This is a genomic window from Cytobacillus oceanisediminis (genome assembly GCF_007830235.1).
Lineage (GTDB): Bacteria > Bacillota > Bacilli > Bacillales > Cytobacillaceae > Cytobacillus > Cytobacillus oceanisediminis.
The window spans coordinates 37,910-56,041 of record NZ_VLKI01000005.1; the positions used below are offsets into that span (position 1 = coordinate 37,910).

The following is an 18,132-nucleotide window of genomic DNA, read 5'->3' on the forward strand; positions in this document are numbered from 1 at the left end:
AGCGAGAGAGCTTTTTATTATGTTAAAGAGTAAAAAAGACTGGCAGTGCAAACACTATTTATATTAAATATTTTTGGAAGTCAACTTGAGGAGTGAAAAATATTGAAAGGGATAAGAAACCTGTCTTTTATACTTTTTCTGTTTGTTCTTACAGCCTGCCATAAAGATATTCCAGAACCTGAAACTAAATTCGAAGTTGAGCCTGTAAATGCAATAGAGCTTGCCTCTGATATCCCGGTTTCCGGAGTGGAAAGAAGCAATACGAAAAATCCCTTCTATGTCCGGCATCAAGTGAGAGGCAGGGAAGTGCTTGTAGAATGTATCGTGCAAGGAGTTTCGTTTAGTGGGCAGAGCGCTAAAGATAAAGGCAAAATTCTATTATATGTGGACGGAAAAAAGAAAGAGGAAATTTCCTCAGCAGCTTTTATTGTAAAAGGCCTTTCTTCAGGTAAGCACCGAATCAGGTTGGAGGTTGTGAAAGAAAACCAGCCTTCCTCTAAACTAAAAAGAGAGTTTTATGTTTCCGTCCCATAGGTTCCTTGCTTTAGCTTTGCAACGTTTCATGATAAAATAAGAAACGGAGGTGGGCTATTTGCTTGCTACATTAGAGAGAATTGCTATTTTGGACAAAGCTGACGAGCTTGCAGCAATGATTGTCGAATCCCAGGAAGCGGAACACTACCGCAAAAGTTTATATAAATTAAAGAACAGCCGTGAGACACAAAGAAAAATTCAGGAATTTGTTAAAATGAAAGAGCTTTATGAAGAGGTTCAGCGTTTTGGCAAATATCATCCAGAATATAAAAAAGTGATGATGTCTATCCGGGAGCTTAAGCGTGATATGGATATGGACAGCCATGTGGCAGAGTTCAGAAGGGCTGAAACTGGCCTGCAAAATTTGCTTGATGAGGTAAGCGTACTTATTGGGCGCTCCGTCTCGGAGCATATCAAGGTCCCAACTGGAAATCCATTCTTTGAATCAAGCTGCGGAGGCGGCTGCGGCAGCGGTGGCAGCTGCGGCTGTTCAGCATAAAAAACCAGCACATGCTGGTTTTTTTGTTATCTAAAAAGAACTTGTTTGTCCCATAACCATTGAAAACTCCCATTTTTCTATGCTAGACTAAGTAAAAGAATTGATTCGCTGAAGGGGAAAAATATATGCTGGGCCAAAGGCAAGGAATAATAGTCTGGCTTTATTCGTTAAAGCAGGCAAAAATGTTAAGAAGATTCGGAAACGTCCATTATGTGTCAAAAAGGCTAAAATATGTTGTATTATACTGTGATCTTGCCGATACGGAAGGATTAATGGAAAAAATCAGCTCATACTCCTTTGTAAAAAAAGTGGAGCCATCCTATAAACCATTCCTTAAAACGGAATTTGAAAATTCAAAGCCTGACAAAGCAAAGGAATATGACTATAAGATGGGTATTTAAAAAGGCATGAGCAAAGCTCGTGCCTTTTTGTTGGAAGTTCAGAAGTAAAATACTCACTAAAATTTCACCTCCGGTCGCCCTTGGATGCATCCGGAGTTTTTTATTGGAGTGGTGCAATATAATGATTAAGCCTTAAGATTCCAATTAAATACTGGTAATACAATTCCTTTTCATTAAAAAGAGTGGAGGGCTTTACGGTAAGCTGAACGATTTCCTTATCGAGATTCCTTGCAGTTTCCGCAAATAAATCAAATCTTTTGTTCGGTGTCACATTTGGATTTGGAATTCCTTCCCGGCTTAGATATAGCGGCTGGAATTCTCCAGGATTTGTAGGTTTCAGAATAACCGCCAAAGATGTAACTTCTTTACCATTAATGCTGGTATGGAAAGCTGCCATATTCGACAGGCGATGCTGATTGGCCGTTGCTATCTCGATTAATTCATAAATATCCGAATATCCTTCTCCAATTTCTATAAAACGCTGTATCAAAATTAGTTCCTCCTTTAAGCCTCTGTGGCATCCACTTCCTCATCCCTGTATTCAGTTTTGAAATTTTGAAAATAAAATGCCTTATGTCCATCCATACTTTATCATTTCCCGCATAAAAATAGAAGTAGCACCTAAAAAGCAGAAGGGAGAGAGACTGTATGCTTTACCTTTTTCTTTTAATGACATTGCTCCTATGTGCCAGTTACTTCATCAAGGCGGATATATCTCCATTAGAAAAGAAACATATTTATGATATGAACGGTTTTGTTGTTGTCTCCATTATAGCTGCGCTTACTGCGAAAGGTTTATTGCTTGTACAAAATAAAGATCTATTCGCGATGTCGCTAGGTGAACTGGAGAGTTTTTTTGCTTCAGAAGGATTGCCGAGGGAAGACTGGGCAGTGACTTGCATGAGCATTGGAGAAAACTGCAGCATATTGGAAGATGGCCTGGATCTGGATTTTGCATGAAGCAGCTATAAAACTACGCGGCGGAGATAGAGGCTGGTTCCGCGCGCAAAAGGGAATCCTGCGCGTAAACGATGAATATCTGCTCGCAAAATGCATAAACCCGCGCAGAAAAGAACAGAACCCGCGCACAACCCAAGGAATTTCGCGCGCAAAAGGGAATCTCGCGCGTAAACGATGAATATCTGCGCGCAAAATGCATAAACCCGCGCAGAAAAGAACAGAACCCGCGCACAACCCAAGGAATTTCGCGCGCAAAAGGGAATCCCACGCGTAAACGATGAATATCTGCGCGCAAAATGCATAAGCCCGCGCACAAACCAGTCCCCGCCGCGCAAATGAACAGAATCCACGCACATACCAAGCAACCGGGCACACAAAAGCCGAAGGCACGCGGCTTTCAACCACCGGGCTAAAAGAGGAAAATTTCTCAAATTTTATACAAAATTTATGTGACGGATGTCCTTCCCTTTGGTATTGTTATGGTAAAAGAACAAGACTAAGAGGGTATACCAATGTGGAGGGCATCTGTATTTATTTTTTTAATATTGTCAGGAACAATCACAGGCATGCTTGTCTGGCAGTGGAAAGCTTATTCTGAGCAGACTGGACGGGCTGAGGAGCATACTGTGGGGGCAACCCAGCAAATTACTGTTGAAACGCTTCAAAATGAGCTTAAAATCACGCAAACGGTCACAGGTCTCATACCAGAAAAAGAATATAGGCTGGTCATTCCTGATTCACTATTTAAGTGGAAGTGCAAAAATGGCCAAGAAGAGGCGTGTGATTCGGCGGACGAAAATCCTTACACATTCTTCTCAAATGAGAATCAAATGATTTTTGAATATGTTTTGCCAATGAATAAGGATAAAAAAGCATTTATGTTAAATGACTGGACAGTGTCCATTCCTGGCGTGAAGGTAGAGAGCTCCCTAATAACCATTTCTGATTTCTTCAGGAGAAAAGGCTCCTGGGCAGCCGGAGTCCCTTTAAAAGCACATAAAGAAATGAAACATATCGATTATTATAATTTTGAAGGAAGCGGAAATACTCCTTCACTATACTGGCAGCAGGGGTCTCTGGAGAAAAAAAGGAAAAATACAGTAGATATTTATTCAGAAAATCAGTCATTGAATCTAAATTTTGAAAAGCTTAATAATTTAGGTGAAATTCCATATTTGTCTGTGGTGCTTACCGACCACCACCAGGAATCGTACGGAAAAGGAATCCTTATAGCCGGTACTAATACAAAAAAGGAGAAGCTTGAAAAAATGCTCATCTTCCAGGCTTTTGAAAAAAAGTTTGGCTATCTTCCGTTAAAAGAGGATTGGCTTATCGATGCACTTGCAACACGTGCAGTGGAGCAGAAGGCAGGTACACAAAAAGGGAACTGGATATTTAGGGAATTAGAGAAAGAACTGGCTGAAGATGAACTGGAGGTATTTTTTCAGAATACACATATGGAAGAATCACTCAATACAGAAAAACTGGACAAGCAGCTAAGTGATATAAAGGGCCATTCTACCCACTTTTTTACTGTGAATAAAGAATTGAATGCCCCCTTTGTACCTCTTTATTTTGATGATGGTAAAAAAGTATTTATTTCAGGCAAGGAGCAAAAAGGCCTTAAACTAATTCATAAAAACGGAAAGAAGCTCTTGCCATTTAAAGCTGCGATGGAGGCTTTGGGTTTTGACGTGAGGATATTATCCGGTGAGGAAACAATGCTGCTGGCAAAAGGAAATAACAGCTATCGCTTTTACTTGAACAGAAATGTATTCATTTATAATGAAGAGGATTATGGACTGCTGGAAAATCCATTAACCGATTTAAATGGGACAGCGTTTATTGAAATACAATGGCTTCAATCTTTATTTGATGTTTCAATCGAAGAATGGGATGATGAGATCAAGTTAACAGGTGGCCCGAAATAATAAATTTCCATAAAAGCAGATAAAAATAAAAAGCCCTGCAGATTTCCTGCAGGGTCCTTCTATATCCTTTTCAGGATAGAAGGCAAAGGGAGAGGAGAAACCGGAGGAAGAACTTATGGGGAAACGTAAGTCTTCTCCGCGGTTGGCAACAACATCCTCGAATAGATGCTGTTAATAACATTATTTCCACAATCATCATGGATATACACTTAATCGGATAATTTTTTCCATATTAATATGCCAAAATGATTCCGCTTTCAATTTACAGGTTGGCTACCAATTGTAAGTTATGGTAGGATAGGGAAGAAAAAATGTATCAGGTGATTTTTTTCCCATTTGCAGGTAAAGTATGCGGGAAAATGAAAATTATGCAAGTTAGCGGTGATTCTATGCGAGTTGTATCAGGAACGAAAAAAGGAAAGATATTAAAAGCTGTCCCTGGCAGTTCAACCCGTCCGACAACGGATAAGGTTAAGGAAGCCATATTTAATATCATTGGCCCTTATTTTGATGGCGGGCTGGGTCTTGATTTATTTGCCGGAAGCGGCGGGCTGGGAATTGAAGCTCTTAGCAGAGGGGCAGAAAAGGTCATTTTTGTCGACCGTGACGGCAAGGCTATTCAAACCATTCATGAAAATATTCGGATATGCAGCTTTGAAGAGCAGGTGGAGGTATACCGCAACGATGCAGATCGTGCAATAAAGGCAATATTAAAAAGAGAACTGGCCTTTGATTATATATTTCTAGACCCTCCTTACCGTAAGCAGCAGCTGCTCAAGCTTCTTCAGGTCATTGATGAGAAGGCTTTGCTTGCAGAGGGCGGAACAATATTGTGCGAACATAGTTCAGACGTAACATTGCCGGATTCAGTCGGCAGGCTCGTTCAGCGCAAGCATGAAAATTACGGAATAATATCTATTTCCATTTACGGCTGGGCTGAATAGCCACATACTTAGGCTGAAAGAAAAATATCTACATAATAATACAAAAAATGATAGGGGGATATTAATGGGCGGCATAGCTGTTTGTCCAGGAAGCTTTGATCCAATTACGTATGGCCATCTGGATATTATAAAAAGAGGGGCGAAGGTATTTGACCAGGTTTATGTGGTCGTCTTAAATAACTCTTCCAAAAATCCCTTATTTACAGTTGAGGAACGAATCAGGCTTATAGAAGAAGTGACCAAAGATATCCCGAATGTGATGGTGGATTCTTTTCAGGGCCTTTTGATGGATTATGCAAGCTCTGTTAAGGCAAGTGCTGTTATACGCGGTTTGCGGGCAGTTTCTGATTTTGAATATGAAATGCAGATTACATCTATGAACAGGGTATTGAATGATGAAGTAGAAACCTTTTTTATCATGACCAATAATCAATATTCGTTTTTAAGTTCCAGCATTGTTAAAGAAGTGGCAAAATATAATGGGGATATTTCAGAGCTTGTTCCCGACACAGTGGAAAAAGCACTCAAAGTAAAATTCCAATAAATGAAAAACGGGCGCCAAGGGCTGCCCGTTTTTTAATCCAGTAAAACGTATTTTCAAAATGTTTTAGTTTCTATCAAGGCGCCTTGCCAGTACATAGGTGTATACGGTAAGAGCCAATAGTGTAATAAGCGGACCGGCTGTAGCCAATCCATCAAGCATTTTCCCAAAAAGCGAATAATCTCCAAAGAAGCCGACCGGAATTGCATTGGAAGGCTGTTCCGTGTTGTAAAATCGTTCATAAATAGGATTCCAAAGGATAAACGCATAAAACGAAGCGGTAAACCCATGAATGATTCTTGCAAAAAAGAAAGGCTTAAAATTAATGTCTGTCTGGGCAAGTATGCTCGCGACTTGTGCTTGTACGCTAAATCCGCTGAAAGCAAGTATAAAGCTGGTGATAACCACCTGGTGCATCAAAGTAGCCTGCTGCACCTGGCTTGTCATTTGACTTCCAAGTGTAATTTCAAAGAGTCCGGAAATAAAAGGAATACTTAATTCAACCGGCAAATGAAACAGTGCTAAAACGACCTCTATGCCTTTAGCAAGAATTGCTGTTATTCCGAGGTGAAATAGAAGCTTGTTAATGACAGAGAAAAGAATAATAAATCCGCCGATCATTAATAGTGTTTGGATAGATGACATGACGGCATCCCCTAGAAGCTTCCCGATAGGGCGGTTATCATTAATCCTTGTCCGGTGAAGAGCTGAAAGGGCTGCCCTTAAAGAGGGCCTTGCTTTTTTTTCTTCCCGGGAGAGTTTCTTCGGATTTCTTCCGTAAAACCTCATCAATAAGCCAACGGTAATATTGCCAAGATAATGTGCTAAAGCCAGAATGACCCCAAGCTTTGCGTTATTAAAAAAACCGACGGAAACGGCTCCGAATATAAAAAGGGGATTTGAACAATTGGTGAAGGAAACAAGCCGTTCTGCTTCTGTTTTTGTCAGCTGGCCTTCCTGCCGAAGCCTTGCTGTGAGCTTTGCTCCTGCGGGGTATCCTGATGCCATTCCCATTGCCCAGACAAAACCGCCTACTCCGGGAACTTTAAATAAGGGCCTCATTAAAGGTTCCAGCAGCACGCCGATAAATTTTACGACCCCAAAACCGATCAGCATCTCTGAAACGATAAAGAAAGGCAATAAAGATGGAAAAACGATTTCCCACCACATATTTAGTCCCCTGATTGACGCATCAACCGATTCCTGGGGAAATGAAATTAATGAAATGGCCATCAAGGTTACAGAGAGTGCAAGAGTAACCGTTTTTAATTTGGAACGAAACACGGACAAGCCTCCCTCAATGTTGTACTGACTGTGCAACTATTTTAAACAATGGTAAAATGAAGTAGCATTTTGATATTTATTTTGTACACCTTTAATCAGTAATCGTCTATACAGAATACAGAGAAAAATGAACCAGGAATGCGGGTATGGTTAATGCCGCCCAGCCTTGTCCCCATATAACTCAATATACTCATAGAACTTTAAAATAGACCATAGAATTAAGTACAGGCATGTGCAAAATTAAGAAGATAAATGTTCTTGGATTATGGATTATATCATGGAGAGATATGCGATCAGCAAAGTTGCTGCTGAAAAAACATGGTGCGCACTAAAATGAATAGACCTGAAGCCATGCGTATGGATAGAAGATTTTTTAAATTTGAAACTGCTAGGCTTATAAAGGATAGAATAATAAAAGGCCATGTTAGGAGGCCGTATGATGTCCAGAGGAGGGAGTCTTTTGCGTCGTCCGAAAATAGGTTTGGCACTGGGTTCGGGAGGGGCGCGGGGGTTTGCCCACTTAGGTGCCATCAAGGTCTTAAAGGAAGCAGGCATCCCGATTGATTTTATTGCGGGCAGCAGTATGGGGGCAATGGTCGGGTGCTTTTATGGAGCGGGACTGGATATAGAGCGTTTATACAAACTTTCAAAGGCCTTTAAAAGGAAGTATTATCTTGATTTTACAGTGCCCAAAATGGGTTTTATTGCCGGAAAGCGTGTAAAGGAACTTATTCGTATTTTTACCCATGGCAAAAATCTTGAAGAGCTTGATATTCCAGTCAATGTTGTAGCGACTGATTTGATGACGGGAGAAAAGGTTATATTTAATAAAGGTCCGATTGCCGACGCAGTGAGGGCAAGCATTTCCATACCGGGCATTTTTGTGCCTGAAAAATTAAATGGGCGCCTATTGGTTGATGGGGGAGTAGTGGATCGGGTACCTGTTTCTGTTGTAAAAGAAATGGGTGCGGATATTATCATAGCCATCGATGTCTCCCATGTAAAAACAAATGCGGAAATCACCTCTATCTATGATGTAATCATGCAGAGTTTGGATATCATGCAAATGGAGCTCGTAACGCACCGGGAAATTGCGTCCGATTTTATGATCAGGCCAAGAGTGGAAATGTATAGCTCCCGGGCGTTTACCAACATTGAAGAAATTATTAAAATCGGGGAAGAGGAAGCAAAGAAACATATTGACAGTATTCAGCAGTACATAACCAAATGGAAGGAGCATCCTGAATAATGAGGAATAAGTTTTATACACGTTCCTTCTTGATTGTTGCAGTTATGATTTTGCTCAGTTCTTTTTATTATCTGCCCTATTATGTGTCAAAGCCGGGTATGGCAAAAGAACTGGAGCCGATTATCGAGGTCGAAAACGGCTACGAAGAAAAAGGCAGTTTTATGCTGACAACCGTAAGAATGGGACGTGCCAATATCTATGCATACGTGACTGCAAAATTGAGCAAATATCAGGAACTCTATCCAGTCGAAGATATCCGGGCCGAAAATGAGACAGATGAAGAGTATAATGTTCGCCAGCTTCATTTAATGGCTTCATCTAAATTGGCAGCTATAGAAACAGCCTATAAAAAAGCGGGGATTCCCATCAACTATCATTATAATGGCGTTTACGTCCTAAATGTCATGCCTGATATGCCTGCACATGGAAAGCTGCAGGCCGGTGACCGCATTTTTAAAGTAAATGGCAAAGAGTTCGAATCCTCCGATGAGTTTATCAGCACTGTCTCTGAAAAACAGGAGGGTGATGAAATCACATTAACTTACAAACGGCAGGATCAAACGAAAGAGACTACTATCACTTTAAAAACCCTTCAAGAAACGGGAAAACCTGGAGTAGGCATCACTTTGGTAGATGACAAAGAAGTTGAGGTCGATCCAGCTGTCAATATCGAAAGCGATGAAATTGGAGGACCCTCTGCAGGGTTGATGTTTTCGCTGGAAATATATAATCAGCTTATTAAAGAAGACCTGACCAGAGGTTATCAGATTGCCGGTACAGGAACCATAAATAAAGAGGGTACAGTTGGCAGAATCGGAGGCATTGAGCAAAAAATAGTCGCAGCCGACAAAGCCGGAGCAGAAATATTCTTTGCCCCTAACGAAAATGGTGCAGAAGCTTCAAATTATAAAGCTGCTGCGGCAACCGCCAAGGATATTGAGACGGATATGAAAATAGTTCCGGTTGATACTTTTGATGATGCAGTTGAATATTTGAGAAATTTGGATTAAATGATGCTAGCGGCAAACATGCCGCTGGCTATTTTTGAGGAACGGATTATGTATTTTTATAAAAATGAGGCGGACCGCACCTGCTATTCCTGTTGACTTCTTGTGAATGCTGGAAACCTTATTTCATTTTTCCAGAAAGTTATAGAGAAGCATATCAAAAAACACAAGAATCTATAAAAAAAATAAAAGCGGCAATAACAGCGGGAATATGCAAGCTGTTATTGCCGCCTTGTGTGAGTGGATAATCCATCAGCTTTTTACTAAATCATAATTGGAGGCTGCTTGAACTCCTGTTCCAGCAGAATTTGCTGCTGCCGTCCCTTTACGCCCATGGCATAAACCCGGGATGCTTTTATATCCAAGTGAAGATGGTCGCTTACCCGGGAGGACACTCTTGAAATAAGAGGGAGAGGCAAATCTGCTTTATGCTTGTTCAAATATTCTCTGCCGATTTTAGTCATTCCCAGCAGCCGCAAATACGAAGCCTTACTTGGTTCAGAAGGCATTTCCTCTTTTGCTGTGTTGGTAAGGATATGCACACAAGCTCTTTGGAGCCTTGTCCAAGTATAGCGCTTCGTTTTAATCAGTTCCATAAATTGCTGGAAGGTTTCTGCCTGCAAAGCTGCGGACAGGAAACGATGTTCCAGCCCCTCCTCCATTTCATAGATCGTTTCTAACTGTTCAGGAAGGAGGTGGATTAATCGGTATTTAAGGAGCGGCCAGTAATCTTCCCAATGGTGAAACCCTCCGAATGTTTCTTTATACTCGATTAGCCCGCTATAGGTAGTTTCTGGAACGTACTGGCGAATGGCTTCAATTTCTCCATTTTCCGAAAAAAGGGCTTTCCTGATACTTGTTGCGCTTGCAATCGTATCGGATGAAAATTGTTCGTCATGGTATCCAGCATTTTTTCTGGCAACGGTCAGAACATTCAGAGACGCATTTTGATTTCTTGCAGACTTTAAATACTGAAAGCCGAGAATATTATTTGGTTTTGAAAGATCAACCATATCACTTTCAGGCTGGATATCACAAAAAGCCAAGGATGTTGCTTTTGGATAGCTGCAGCCTTCATCCAAATGAAATTTAACTCTGTTTTGATATGTGTCATTTTGTTTTTCCAGAAAAGATAAAGTTTGGCGAAAGCTATTCATCTGCCCTGATTCGCTGCCAAAGCATAAACTGCGGCATCCGGCGGCTTCTAGTATTGATACGGCTCCACTTGCAAAAATATCTGCCTGTTGGGCAGCAAACTGATACGGCAGCTCAAAAACAATGTCAGCTCCTGCTTTTAATGCCATTTCAGTCCGCTTCCACTTTGAAACTAGCGCCGGTTCCCCCCGCTGCAGAAAATTTCCGCTCATGGCAGCAATGACGATTTCTGCACCGGAAGCCTGCTTTGCCTGCTCCATATGGTAGGCATGGCCGTTATGAAAAGGATTATACTCTACGATTACTCCAACTGCATTCATATTTGACATACTCCTCGAAAAGGTTTAAAAAGATATGTATTGGAAAAAGTAAAAAGAAAGCCAAAATATATGAAAGCGAACAAAAACTTGGATTTCTGCAAAAAGCTGCTGATCCATATAAGAAAATAAGCCTTCAATAGTGTGATAATAGCTACATTATAGTGTAAAGAAAAAATATTGACAAATAATTATAGGAAGGCTATAATTACCTTTGTTGCCTTGGGGTGATTCGTATGAAATGGACTTTAAGTCAGTTACAAAAATATCGAAGCAAGGATTTTCCCATTGATGAAACTGTCAATGTAGATGAGGTCATGAAATTGGATCCGGACATTCGCGGTGCTTCACCAATGCACGTGACTGGCCGTGCGGATATCGATTCGGCCAAAGTGACTTTTCATTTAAATATAAAGGGTCATTTAATACTGCCTTGTTCTCGTACTTTAGTTGACGTAAATTATCCAATTAATGTTGAAACAACAGAAACTTTCCTCTTAAAAGGGTTGGATTATGAAACCGAAGAGGAAGTTCACCAGGTAAATGGGGATGTGATTGATCTTAATCCGATCCTTCATGAGATCCTTTTACTCGAAGTCCCAATGCAAGTTTTCTGCGAAGACAGCAGTGAAGAAGGAGCTCCTCAATCCGGAAAGGACTGGGAGGTCATTCAGGAGCAAGATAAACAGGATAAAGTAGATCCTCGTCTTGCCGGACTTGCTCAATTTTTTGATCAAAATGATCCTTCTTCCGATTCATAACGGAAGAAAAAACAAGAAGCATTTGAAGAAACCAGCTTGATCTGGCCTTCATAACTTTCTTAATGGGTGTGTTCAAATCCCTTTGGACATCCTCTAATACTCTTTAAGGAGGTGGGAAGAATGGCTGTACCTTTTAGAAGAACATCTAAAACTGCGAAGAGAAAACGTCGTACCCATTTTAAATTACAGGTTCCTGGTATGGTAGAATGCCCAAACTGTGGTGAAATGAAACTTGCTCACCGCGTTTGCAAAGCTTGCGGAACTTACAAAGGAAAAGAAGTAGTAAACGACTAATCCTTTAGATACAAAGCACAAGAACTTTCTGTTCTTGTGCTTTTGTCGTTTTTGGGCAGTAATATTCCCGTTTAAGAGTACATGCAGCTGCTCATTTTTGCTAATATTAAAAATAGTTTAGTAAAAAGCTCTTTTATAGTCCATATTTGATTTTCACACTCTGTTGATTGGAGTGGAAGGTGCGAAACTCCAAGGGAAGAAGCGAGTCGAAGGGAGACCCCGCAGGCTTATTGCTTGAGGAGGCTCCCGGATCGCCCACAGTTTGCTGAGCGACTGGAGCGGAAATCAACAGTCAAGGTTAAAAAGAGCTTAGTAAAAATAAAAGGAGGCAGTAATGGACCCATACATAATTGAAGAACACGAAGAGGGACTTTTAGTATTTACGATAAACAGGCCGGAAAAAAGGAATGCCGTCAGTTATGAAGTGATGGACGGATTGGAGGAGGCACTATCAAGAGCAGGGAGCGAATCGGTTAAAGCGCTTGCTATTACTGGGGAAGGAAACAAAGCTTTTTGCTCCGGAGGTGATCTGTCTTCTTTCCATGGATTAAAGACAGAAAAGGAAGCTTTCGAAATGCTTAGCAGAATGGCTGGCCTTCTGAAGGCACTGCTTTTCTTGCCTAAACCGACAGTTGCTTTCCTAAATGGAACAGCTGTTGGAGGGGGATGTGAACTTGCAGCTGCCTGCGATTTTCGGATTGCTAAGGGTGGTACCAGGGCAGGTTTTATTCAAGGAACATTGGCTATTACAACCGGCTGGGGTGGAGGTACAATGCTAATGGAAAAGCTGCTTCCTGCCAATGCCATGAAAATGCTAATGGAAGCTTGTCTATATCCAACCGAAAAATTGGTCGAACTTGGCTTTGTGCATTCCGTTTATGAGGGTGAAGCACTGGAAGGCTGCAGAAGTTTTCTGGATAAAATGCTTTTACTGGAAAGCGATGTTCTCAAAGCCTATAAAGAAATGATGGTGAAAAAATGGAAGGCGAATAAGGTAGAGGAAAGGATAGAGCAGGAGGTCCGCCGCTGTGCCATTTTATGGGAAGGTGAACCGCATCATAAACAGGTTGATCGCTTTATGAATAAATAAAAATTTGGAAAAGAAGGAACAGCAGCTTAAAATCCCTGACTGAATAAAGTTTCACTTTATAGTATGATATCAGTCTATCTTTTCTAGCATAGGCATATGTATAAAGAAAAAACACTAGGAGGGATATTCTGATGTCTTCAACCCGTCAGGATGCTTGGTCTCAAGATGAAGATTTGCTGCTTGCTGAAGTGGTGCTCCGCCATATAAGAGAAGGGGGAACTCAGCTTCAAGCGTTTGAAGAAGTAGGCAAACAGTTAAGCAGAACAGCAGCTGCATGCGGCTTCCGCTGGAATTCCTTTGTTAGAAAGCAATATAAATCAGGGATTGAATTAGCTAAAAAACAGAGGAAAGAAATGAAAAAAAATCCTCCGGCAGCAGAAAGAGAAAAAGAAATTTCCGATGAACCTGCAGCTAAGGCAAGTGACTATACCGGACTAGAAACAAAAGAAGACAAAAATATAATTGAGTTTGATGAATTAGTTATTTTCCTCAAAGAGTTATATGATAAAGCGAAAAAAACAGGAGAACTGGAAGATGATTCCTCAAGGGAACGTATTCAGGAATTGGAAAAACAAATGTATTACCTTGCTGCTGAAAATGAAAGATTAATTAAAGAGCTAAATACAATGGAACAGGATTATAAGGCTTTGGTAGAGATCATGGAAAGCGCCCGCAAGCTTGTGGGGCTAAAAGATGGAGACCGCCAGAAAAATCTTAAATTCACCGTAGATCCAGGCAGCCAGCTGGAGAAAGTTGAGAAATAGGAAACAGCTCTTAATTGTGGTGCTGTTTGGATATTGCCGGAATAGAATTAAATAACATAACTAAAGCGGACAATAGATTTGTCCGCTTTGTCACTTACTATTATTTAGATGCAAGAGTAGCCCCGGTGATTAGTGGGCCTGTTCCTTAACGCCTGCAGGGAACCATGCGAGCGGGTTCTCTCCAAGGTCGCGTTCCATATCATAATTGACTGCAGAAAAGCCCATCTTCTCCCAGAAAAGTTTTGATTTTACTCGGGGATTCGTTTTAATAGGAAGTCCAAATCCTTTTGCGAATTCCACAAGCGCTTTTCCATAGCCTTTATTTTGATAGTCCGGCAGAACTTCGAGCTTCCAAAGCTCCAAATAATCCTGAGCAGGCTCGAAATAACGGTCGAATCTTGCATCAATTTGGTAAAGGCTCATGCGTGCTACGAGTTTATCGCCGAAATAGATGCCGTAGAAAGGCGATTCACTGTCATTTTCTATAATATTAGCTTCCAGGTCCTCCAGCATGGACAATTCCTGAAGTCCATACTCTTTAAATTTTTTAAATTCTTCCAAAGTTTTGTAATTTACTTTTAATTTTTCCACTTTATAATTCATGTAATCTCCCCCTTAGCCAAAGATGTATATAGATTCTTAAAGATGTAACCGCTTAATAATATCTTCCGACTATTCGAAAGTTTTTTTTCTTTGTCTATTATTATATAACAAGTAAACAAAAAATTCTGCACTTAAGAAAAACTTACTATATTTTTCGTTTTTTCGCTAGTAAGCAGCTTTATCTTGATTAACATTCTAAAGGGTTATTCCGTAGTGCTTCCAGTTGAAAATCGCATAAGAATGCTAGGACATTCAGAAAAGAATTGCGAACGTCAAGTTTTCTAATAAAAATTTAGAAAGCGTTTACAAAATAAGCAGGAAAAAGGCAGAAGTTTGTAGAAATATATATTATTGCAGGATTATTATGTTTGGAAAGGGGATCGATTGTGCGAAAAATTTTGATTGCAAACAGGGGAGAAATTGCTTTGCGCATTATAAAAACCTGCCGGGAAATGGGCATTGAAACTGTTGCCGTATATTCCGATGCAGACAAGGACCTGCCTTTTGCTAAAGAAGCTACATTTGCTTTCAATATAGGTGAACCGCCTGTTAATAAATCATATTTAAAAACAGATACCATACTTGAGATTGCCAAAAGGGAAAAAGTAGATGGAATCCATCCAGGCTATGGTTTCTTATCAGAAAACGCCAGCTTTGCCAGAGCAGTTAAAAACGCTGGAATCACTTTTATTGGTCCCGATCCTGAAACGATTGAGATGATGGGGGATAAAATTGTTTCCCGGAAAACAATGATGGAAGCAGGGGTACCGGTTGTTCCTGGAAGCGGGGAAGGAACATCTACTTTGGAGGAAGCATGCAAGCTTGCGGATTTAATGGGCTATCCGGTTATGCTGAAGGCTAGCGGCGGAGGCGGAGGGATTGGCATGGTGCGCTGTGAAAATGAGCAAGCGCTCGCTAAGTCCTTCGATTCAACAAAAACCCGTGCCAAGGCTTACTTTGGGTCTGATGAAGTATTTGTAGAAAAGTATATTCAAAATGCCAGACACGTAGAAATCCAGGTGTTCGGTGATAATCATGGAAATATCGTTCACTTATTTGAAAGAGATTGCTCCATTCAAAGGAGACACCAAAAAGTTGTTGAGGAATCACCATCTCCTTTCCTGTCAGAACAAACAAAGCAAAAGATGTATGAAACCGCTTTGACTGCGGCAGCAGCTGTTCAATATAAAAATGCAGGAACGATTGAATTTATTGTGGATGAAGAAGAAAATTTTTATTTTCTTGAAATGAACACAAGACTCCAGGTTGAACACCCTGTAACTGAACAAATTACAGGGCTTGACCTTGTAAAATGGCAGCTGCTGGCGGCCAGCGGGGAAAAACTGCCGCTTTCACAAAATGATATTAAACAGCAGGGCCACTCAATCGAATTCAGATTATATGCTGAGGATCCTAAAACCTTCCTCCCGTCACCAGGTAAATTGTCCATGTTTGAATGGGTGGCTTCACCTGGGGTACGGGTTGATTATGGATATGTTTCTGGTACAACAGTCAGCCCATTTTATGATCCGATGGTTGCAAAATGCATTATCCATGGAGAAACCAGATTAGAGGCAATCGAAAAAGCGGTTCAATTCTTTGATGAACTGAATTTGGAAGGCATTAAAACAAATGCACCTTTATTTAAAGAGATTTTAAAAGACGAAGATTTCCGCAAAGGGAATTATTCAACAGCATTTTTAACGGAAAAGGCGTTCGCAGTCAAATAAAAGGAGGAATTACAAATGAGAGAAATTACATCATCAATGGCAGGTACTGTATTAAATATTATGGTCGAGGCAGGCCAGGAGGTTACTGCGGGCCAGGAAGTACTTATGCTGGAATCCATGAAAATGGAGATACCAGTTGAAAGTGAGGCTTCTGGAAAAGTGGCTGAAGTAAAAGTGAACGTTGGAGACTTCGTGAACGAAGGCGATATTCTTATCGTTTTTGAATAATTTGGCTTTTTAAAGTTAATTGTTGATTTTGGCACCCTGTTGATTGGAGCGGAAGGCGCGAGCTCCTCAAAAATGCTCTCGCATTTCCTTCGTACGGTGTTTATTCACTAATGCTGATTCAATGTTTAGCCGGAGAAGCTATGTCAAAGGGAGACTCTGCAGGCGCGTCATGCACCAAGGAGCGTCGGACCGCACACGGAAAACGAGCTTCTTGAGCGGAAATCAACAAGCAAATTTAACAGTGATAATAAATTATGATCCCAAGTAGGGAAAAAATCTTATTCTAGGAGGAAGAGAATGACCACTGCAAAGACATTAAATGAAACGCTGCAGGAAAGAAGCAGAGAAATTGAAGCCGGCGGACATCCAAAGTATCATGAAAAAAATGAAGCGCAAAATAAACTCTTTGTCAGAAGACGTCTTGAGCTGCTGTTTGATGATGGATTCTACGAGGAGGATGGCAAGTTTGCAAACTGCCAGGAAAAAGATCTCCCGGCAGATGGCGTTGTCACTGCGATTGGGAAAATCAACGGGCAAACGGTTTGCGTCATGGCGAACGATTCAACCGTAAAGGCAGGTTCCTGGGGTGCCAGAACAGTTGAAAAAATCATTCGAATCCAGGAAACTGCTGAAAAACTAAAAGTGCCTATCCTTTACCTGGTTGACTCGGCAGGGGCGCGAATTACAGATCAGCTTGAAATGTTTCCGAATAGACGCGGAGCAGGCAGAATCTTTTACAACCAAGTAAAGCTTTCCGGCATGGTGCCGCAAATTTGTCTGTTATTTGGCCCTTCTGCTGCAGGGGGAGCTTATATTCCTGCTTTTTGTGACATTGTCATTATGGTAGACCAGAATGCTTCCATGTACTTGGGATCACCAAGAATGGCTGAAAAGGTTATTGGCGAAAAGGTTACTCTTGAAGAAATGGGCGGAGCCCGCATGCATTGTTCAGTCAGTGGCTGTGGAGATATGCTTGCCTATAGCGAGGAAGAGGCAATTGAGTCTGCCAGAAGATATTTGGGGTATTTCCCGGCAAGCTTTAAAGAAAAGCCAGCTAATCTTGAGGCTGTTAAGCCGAAGGCAGGACGTGACCTTGAAGAAATCATCCCTAAGAATCAAAATGCCCCATTTGATATGTATGAGTGCATTGATTCATTGATAGATGAAGGAAGCTTCTTTGAAATTAAAAAGCTTTTTGCAGCGGAGCTAATTACCGGTCTTGCCCGCATCGGCGGAAGAACAGTGGGGATTATTGCCAACCAGCCGAAGGTGAAGGGCGGAGTATTGTTTGTGGACTCTGCTGACAAAGGCGCAAAATTTATTCAGCTTTGCGATGCATTCCATATTCCACTATTATTCCTGGCAGACGTTCCTGGATTTATGATTGGAACTAAGGTAGAAAGAGCAGGGATTATCCGTCATGGCGCAAAGCTGATTGCAGCTATGAGTTCCGCTACTGTTCCTAAAATCTCGGTTGTCGTTAGAAAAGCATATGGTGCAGGGCTATATGCGATGGCCGGTCCAGCATTTGAGCCTGACTGCTGCATTGCGCTTCCTACTGCGCAAATCGCCGTCATGGGGCCAGAGGCCGCTGTAAATGCGGTCTATTCTAATAAGATTAATGCAATCGAAGATCCAAAAGAAAAAATTAAATACGTTCAGGAAAAGCAGCAGGAATATAAAGAAACGATAGATATTTATAAACTTGCCTCAGAATTAATCGTTGACGATATTGTTTCGCCATCAGATTTAAGAAATGTCCTGATTAACCGTTTTGATCTGTATGAAACGAAAGAATTAACATTTAGCGTACGCAAGCACCCAGTTTACCCGGTTTAAT

Annotated in this window: 20 protein-coding genes; 16 read left to right on the forward strand and 4 right to left on the reverse strand. The window is 41.0% G+C overall.

Annotation, left to right across the window (positions count from 1 at the left end; translation table 11 throughout):
* Positions 1–102 precede the first annotated feature (102 nt).
* The 3 genes from IQ19_RS10505 (at position 103) to IQ19_RS10515 (ending at position 1,434) form a co-directional block, all read left to right on the forward strand.
* Positions 103–534 carry a hypothetical protein gene (locus IQ19_RS10505; protein ID WP_144542383.1) on the forward strand — a complete coding sequence of 144 codons (432 nt, stop codon included), beginning with the start codon at positions 103–105 and terminating at the stop codon, positions 532–534.
* 58 nt (positions 535–592) lie between these two features.
* A complete protein-coding gene (locus IQ19_RS10510; protein ID WP_144542384.1) occupies positions 593–1,033 on the forward strand; it encodes a YlbF/YmcA family competence regulator in 441 nt (146 codons plus the stop codon).
* A gap of 125 nt (positions 1,034–1,158) precedes the next feature.
* Positions 1,159–1,434: a YlbG family protein gene (locus tag IQ19_RS10515; protein WP_144542385.1), complete on the forward strand. Its 276-nt coding sequence runs from the start codon at positions 1,159–1,161 to the stop codon at positions 1,432–1,434.
* A gap of 100 nt (positions 1,435–1,534) precedes the next feature.
* On the opposite strand, the gene IQ19_RS10520 is transcribed toward IQ19_RS10515, so the two are convergent.
* Positions 1,535–1,924 carry a DUF7147 family protein gene (locus IQ19_RS10520; protein WP_144542386.1) on the reverse strand — a complete coding sequence of 130 codons (390 nt, stop codon included), beginning with the start codon at positions 1,922–1,924 and terminating at the stop codon, positions 1,535–1,537.
* A 158-nt stretch (positions 1,925–2,082) separates the two neighbouring features.
* Between IQ19_RS10520 and IQ19_RS10525 the strand changes: the two genes are divergently transcribed.
* The 4 genes from IQ19_RS10525 (at position 2,083) to coaD (ending at position 5,813) form a co-directional block, all read left to right on the forward strand.
* The gene (locus tag IQ19_RS10525) at positions 2,083–2,394 is read left to right on the forward strand and encodes a hypothetical protein (protein ID WP_144542387.1); all 312 of its coding nucleotides are present in this window, start codon (positions 2,083–2,085) and stop codon (positions 2,392–2,394) included.
* Between the two features lie 512 nt (positions 2,395–2,906).
* Positions 2,907–4,325, forward strand: a complete 1,419-nt coding sequence (locus IQ19_RS10530; RefSeq protein ID WP_144542388.1) for a stalk domain-containing protein — start codon at positions 2,907–2,909, stop codon at positions 4,323–4,325.
* 389 nt (positions 4,326–4,714) lie between these two features.
* Positions 4,715–5,269 (forward strand): 16S rRNA (guanine(966)-N(2))-methyltransferase RsmD, encoded by a 555-nt coding sequence (gene rsmD, locus IQ19_RS10535; protein WP_144542622.1) that lies wholly within the window; start codon positions 4,715–4,717, stop codon positions 5,267–5,269.
* A 64-nt stretch (positions 5,270–5,333) separates the two neighbouring features.
* Positions 5,334–5,813 (forward strand): pantetheine-phosphate adenylyltransferase, encoded by a 480-nt coding sequence (gene coaD, locus IQ19_RS10540; RefSeq protein ID WP_144542389.1) that lies wholly within the window; start codon positions 5,334–5,336, stop codon positions 5,811–5,813.
* 63 nt (positions 5,814–5,876) lie between these two features.
* Here the strand turns inward: coaD and ylbJ are convergent, their stop codons facing one another.
* On the reverse strand, positions 5,877–7,094 hold the full coding sequence (gene ylbJ, locus IQ19_RS10545; RefSeq protein ID WP_144542390.1) for a sporulation integral membrane protein YlbJ: 1,218 nt from the start codon (positions 7,092–7,094) through the stop codon (positions 5,877–5,879).
* A 439-nt stretch (positions 7,095–7,533) separates the two neighbouring features.
* Between ylbJ and IQ19_RS10550 the strand changes: the two genes are divergently transcribed.
* Complete coding sequence (locus IQ19_RS10550; RefSeq protein ID WP_199749451.1) at positions 7,534–8,343, forward strand: patatin-like phospholipase family protein; 810 nt, start codon at positions 7,534–7,536, stop codon at positions 8,341–8,343.
* On the forward strand, positions 8,343–9,353 hold the full coding sequence (locus tag IQ19_RS10555) for a SepM family pheromone-processing serine protease (protein ID WP_144542392.1): 1,011 nt from the start codon (positions 8,343–8,345) through the stop codon (positions 9,351–9,353). The genes IQ19_RS10550 and IQ19_RS10555 overlap by 1 nt, the downstream gene beginning before the upstream one ends.
* Positions 9,354–9,613: 260 nt before the next feature.
* On the opposite strand, the gene IQ19_RS10560 is transcribed toward IQ19_RS10555, so the two are convergent.
* The gene (locus IQ19_RS10560) at positions 9,614–10,825 is read right to left on the reverse strand and encodes a nucleotidyltransferase (protein ID WP_144542393.1); all 1,212 of its coding nucleotides are present in this window, start codon (positions 10,823–10,825) and stop codon (positions 9,614–9,616) included.
* Positions 10,826–11,058: 233 nt separating this feature from the next.
* Here IQ19_RS10560 and IQ19_RS10565 point away from each other — a divergent pair, with 233 nt between their 5' ends.
* The 4 genes from IQ19_RS10565 to IQ19_RS10580 all read left to right on the forward strand — a co-directional run bounded on the left by IQ19_RS10565 (position 11,059) and on the right by IQ19_RS10580 (position 13,731).
* Entirely contained in the window at positions 11,059–11,583 is a 525-nt protein-coding gene (locus IQ19_RS10565; RefSeq protein WP_144542394.1) for a YceD family protein, read from the forward strand.
* Between the two features lie 120 nt (positions 11,584–11,703).
* A complete protein-coding gene (gene rpmF / locus IQ19_RS10570) occupies positions 11,704–11,877 on the forward strand; it encodes a 50S ribosomal protein L32 (RefSeq protein ID WP_009791160.1) in 174 nt (57 codons plus the stop codon).
* A gap of 334 nt (positions 11,878–12,211) precedes the next feature.
* Positions 12,212–12,967, forward strand: a complete 756-nt coding sequence (locus IQ19_RS10575) for an enoyl-CoA hydratase/isomerase family protein (RefSeq protein ID WP_144542395.1) — start codon at positions 12,212–12,214, stop codon at positions 12,965–12,967.
* Positions 12,968–13,098: 131 nt separating this feature from the next.
* A complete protein-coding gene (locus IQ19_RS10580) occupies positions 13,099–13,731 on the forward strand; it encodes an RsfA family transcriptional regulator (RefSeq protein WP_144542396.1) in 633 nt (210 codons plus the stop codon).
* Between the two features lie 129 nt (positions 13,732–13,860).
* On the opposite strand, the gene IQ19_RS10585 is transcribed toward IQ19_RS10580, so the two are convergent.
* On the reverse strand, positions 13,861–14,334 hold the full coding sequence (locus IQ19_RS10585; RefSeq protein WP_144542397.1) for an N-acetyltransferase: 474 nt from the start codon (positions 14,332–14,334) through the stop codon (positions 13,861–13,863).
* A 386-nt stretch (positions 14,335–14,720) separates the two neighbouring features.
* On the opposite strand from IQ19_RS10585, the gene IQ19_RS10590 reads away from it, so the two are divergent.
* The 3 genes from IQ19_RS10590 to IQ19_RS10600 all read left to right on the forward strand — a co-directional run bounded on the left by IQ19_RS10590 (position 14,721) and on the right by IQ19_RS10600 (position 18,131).
* Positions 14,721–16,064 carry an acetyl-CoA carboxylase biotin carboxylase subunit gene (locus IQ19_RS10590; RefSeq protein ID WP_144542398.1) on the forward strand — a complete coding sequence of 448 codons (1,344 nt, stop codon included), beginning with the start codon at positions 14,721–14,723 and terminating at the stop codon, positions 16,062–16,064.
* Between the two features lie 15 nt (positions 16,065–16,079).
* The gene (locus tag IQ19_RS10595; protein WP_144542399.1) at positions 16,080–16,292 is read left to right on the forward strand and encodes a biotin/lipoyl-binding carrier protein; all 213 of its coding nucleotides are present in this window, start codon (positions 16,080–16,082) and stop codon (positions 16,290–16,292) included.
* A gap of 297 nt (positions 16,293–16,589) precedes the next feature.
* Positions 16,590–18,131 carry an acyl-CoA carboxylase subunit beta gene (locus IQ19_RS10600; protein ID WP_144542400.1) on the forward strand — a complete coding sequence of 514 codons (1,542 nt, stop codon included), beginning with the start codon at positions 16,590–16,592 and terminating at the stop codon, positions 18,129–18,131.
* Position 18,132: the final 1 nt, after the last annotated feature.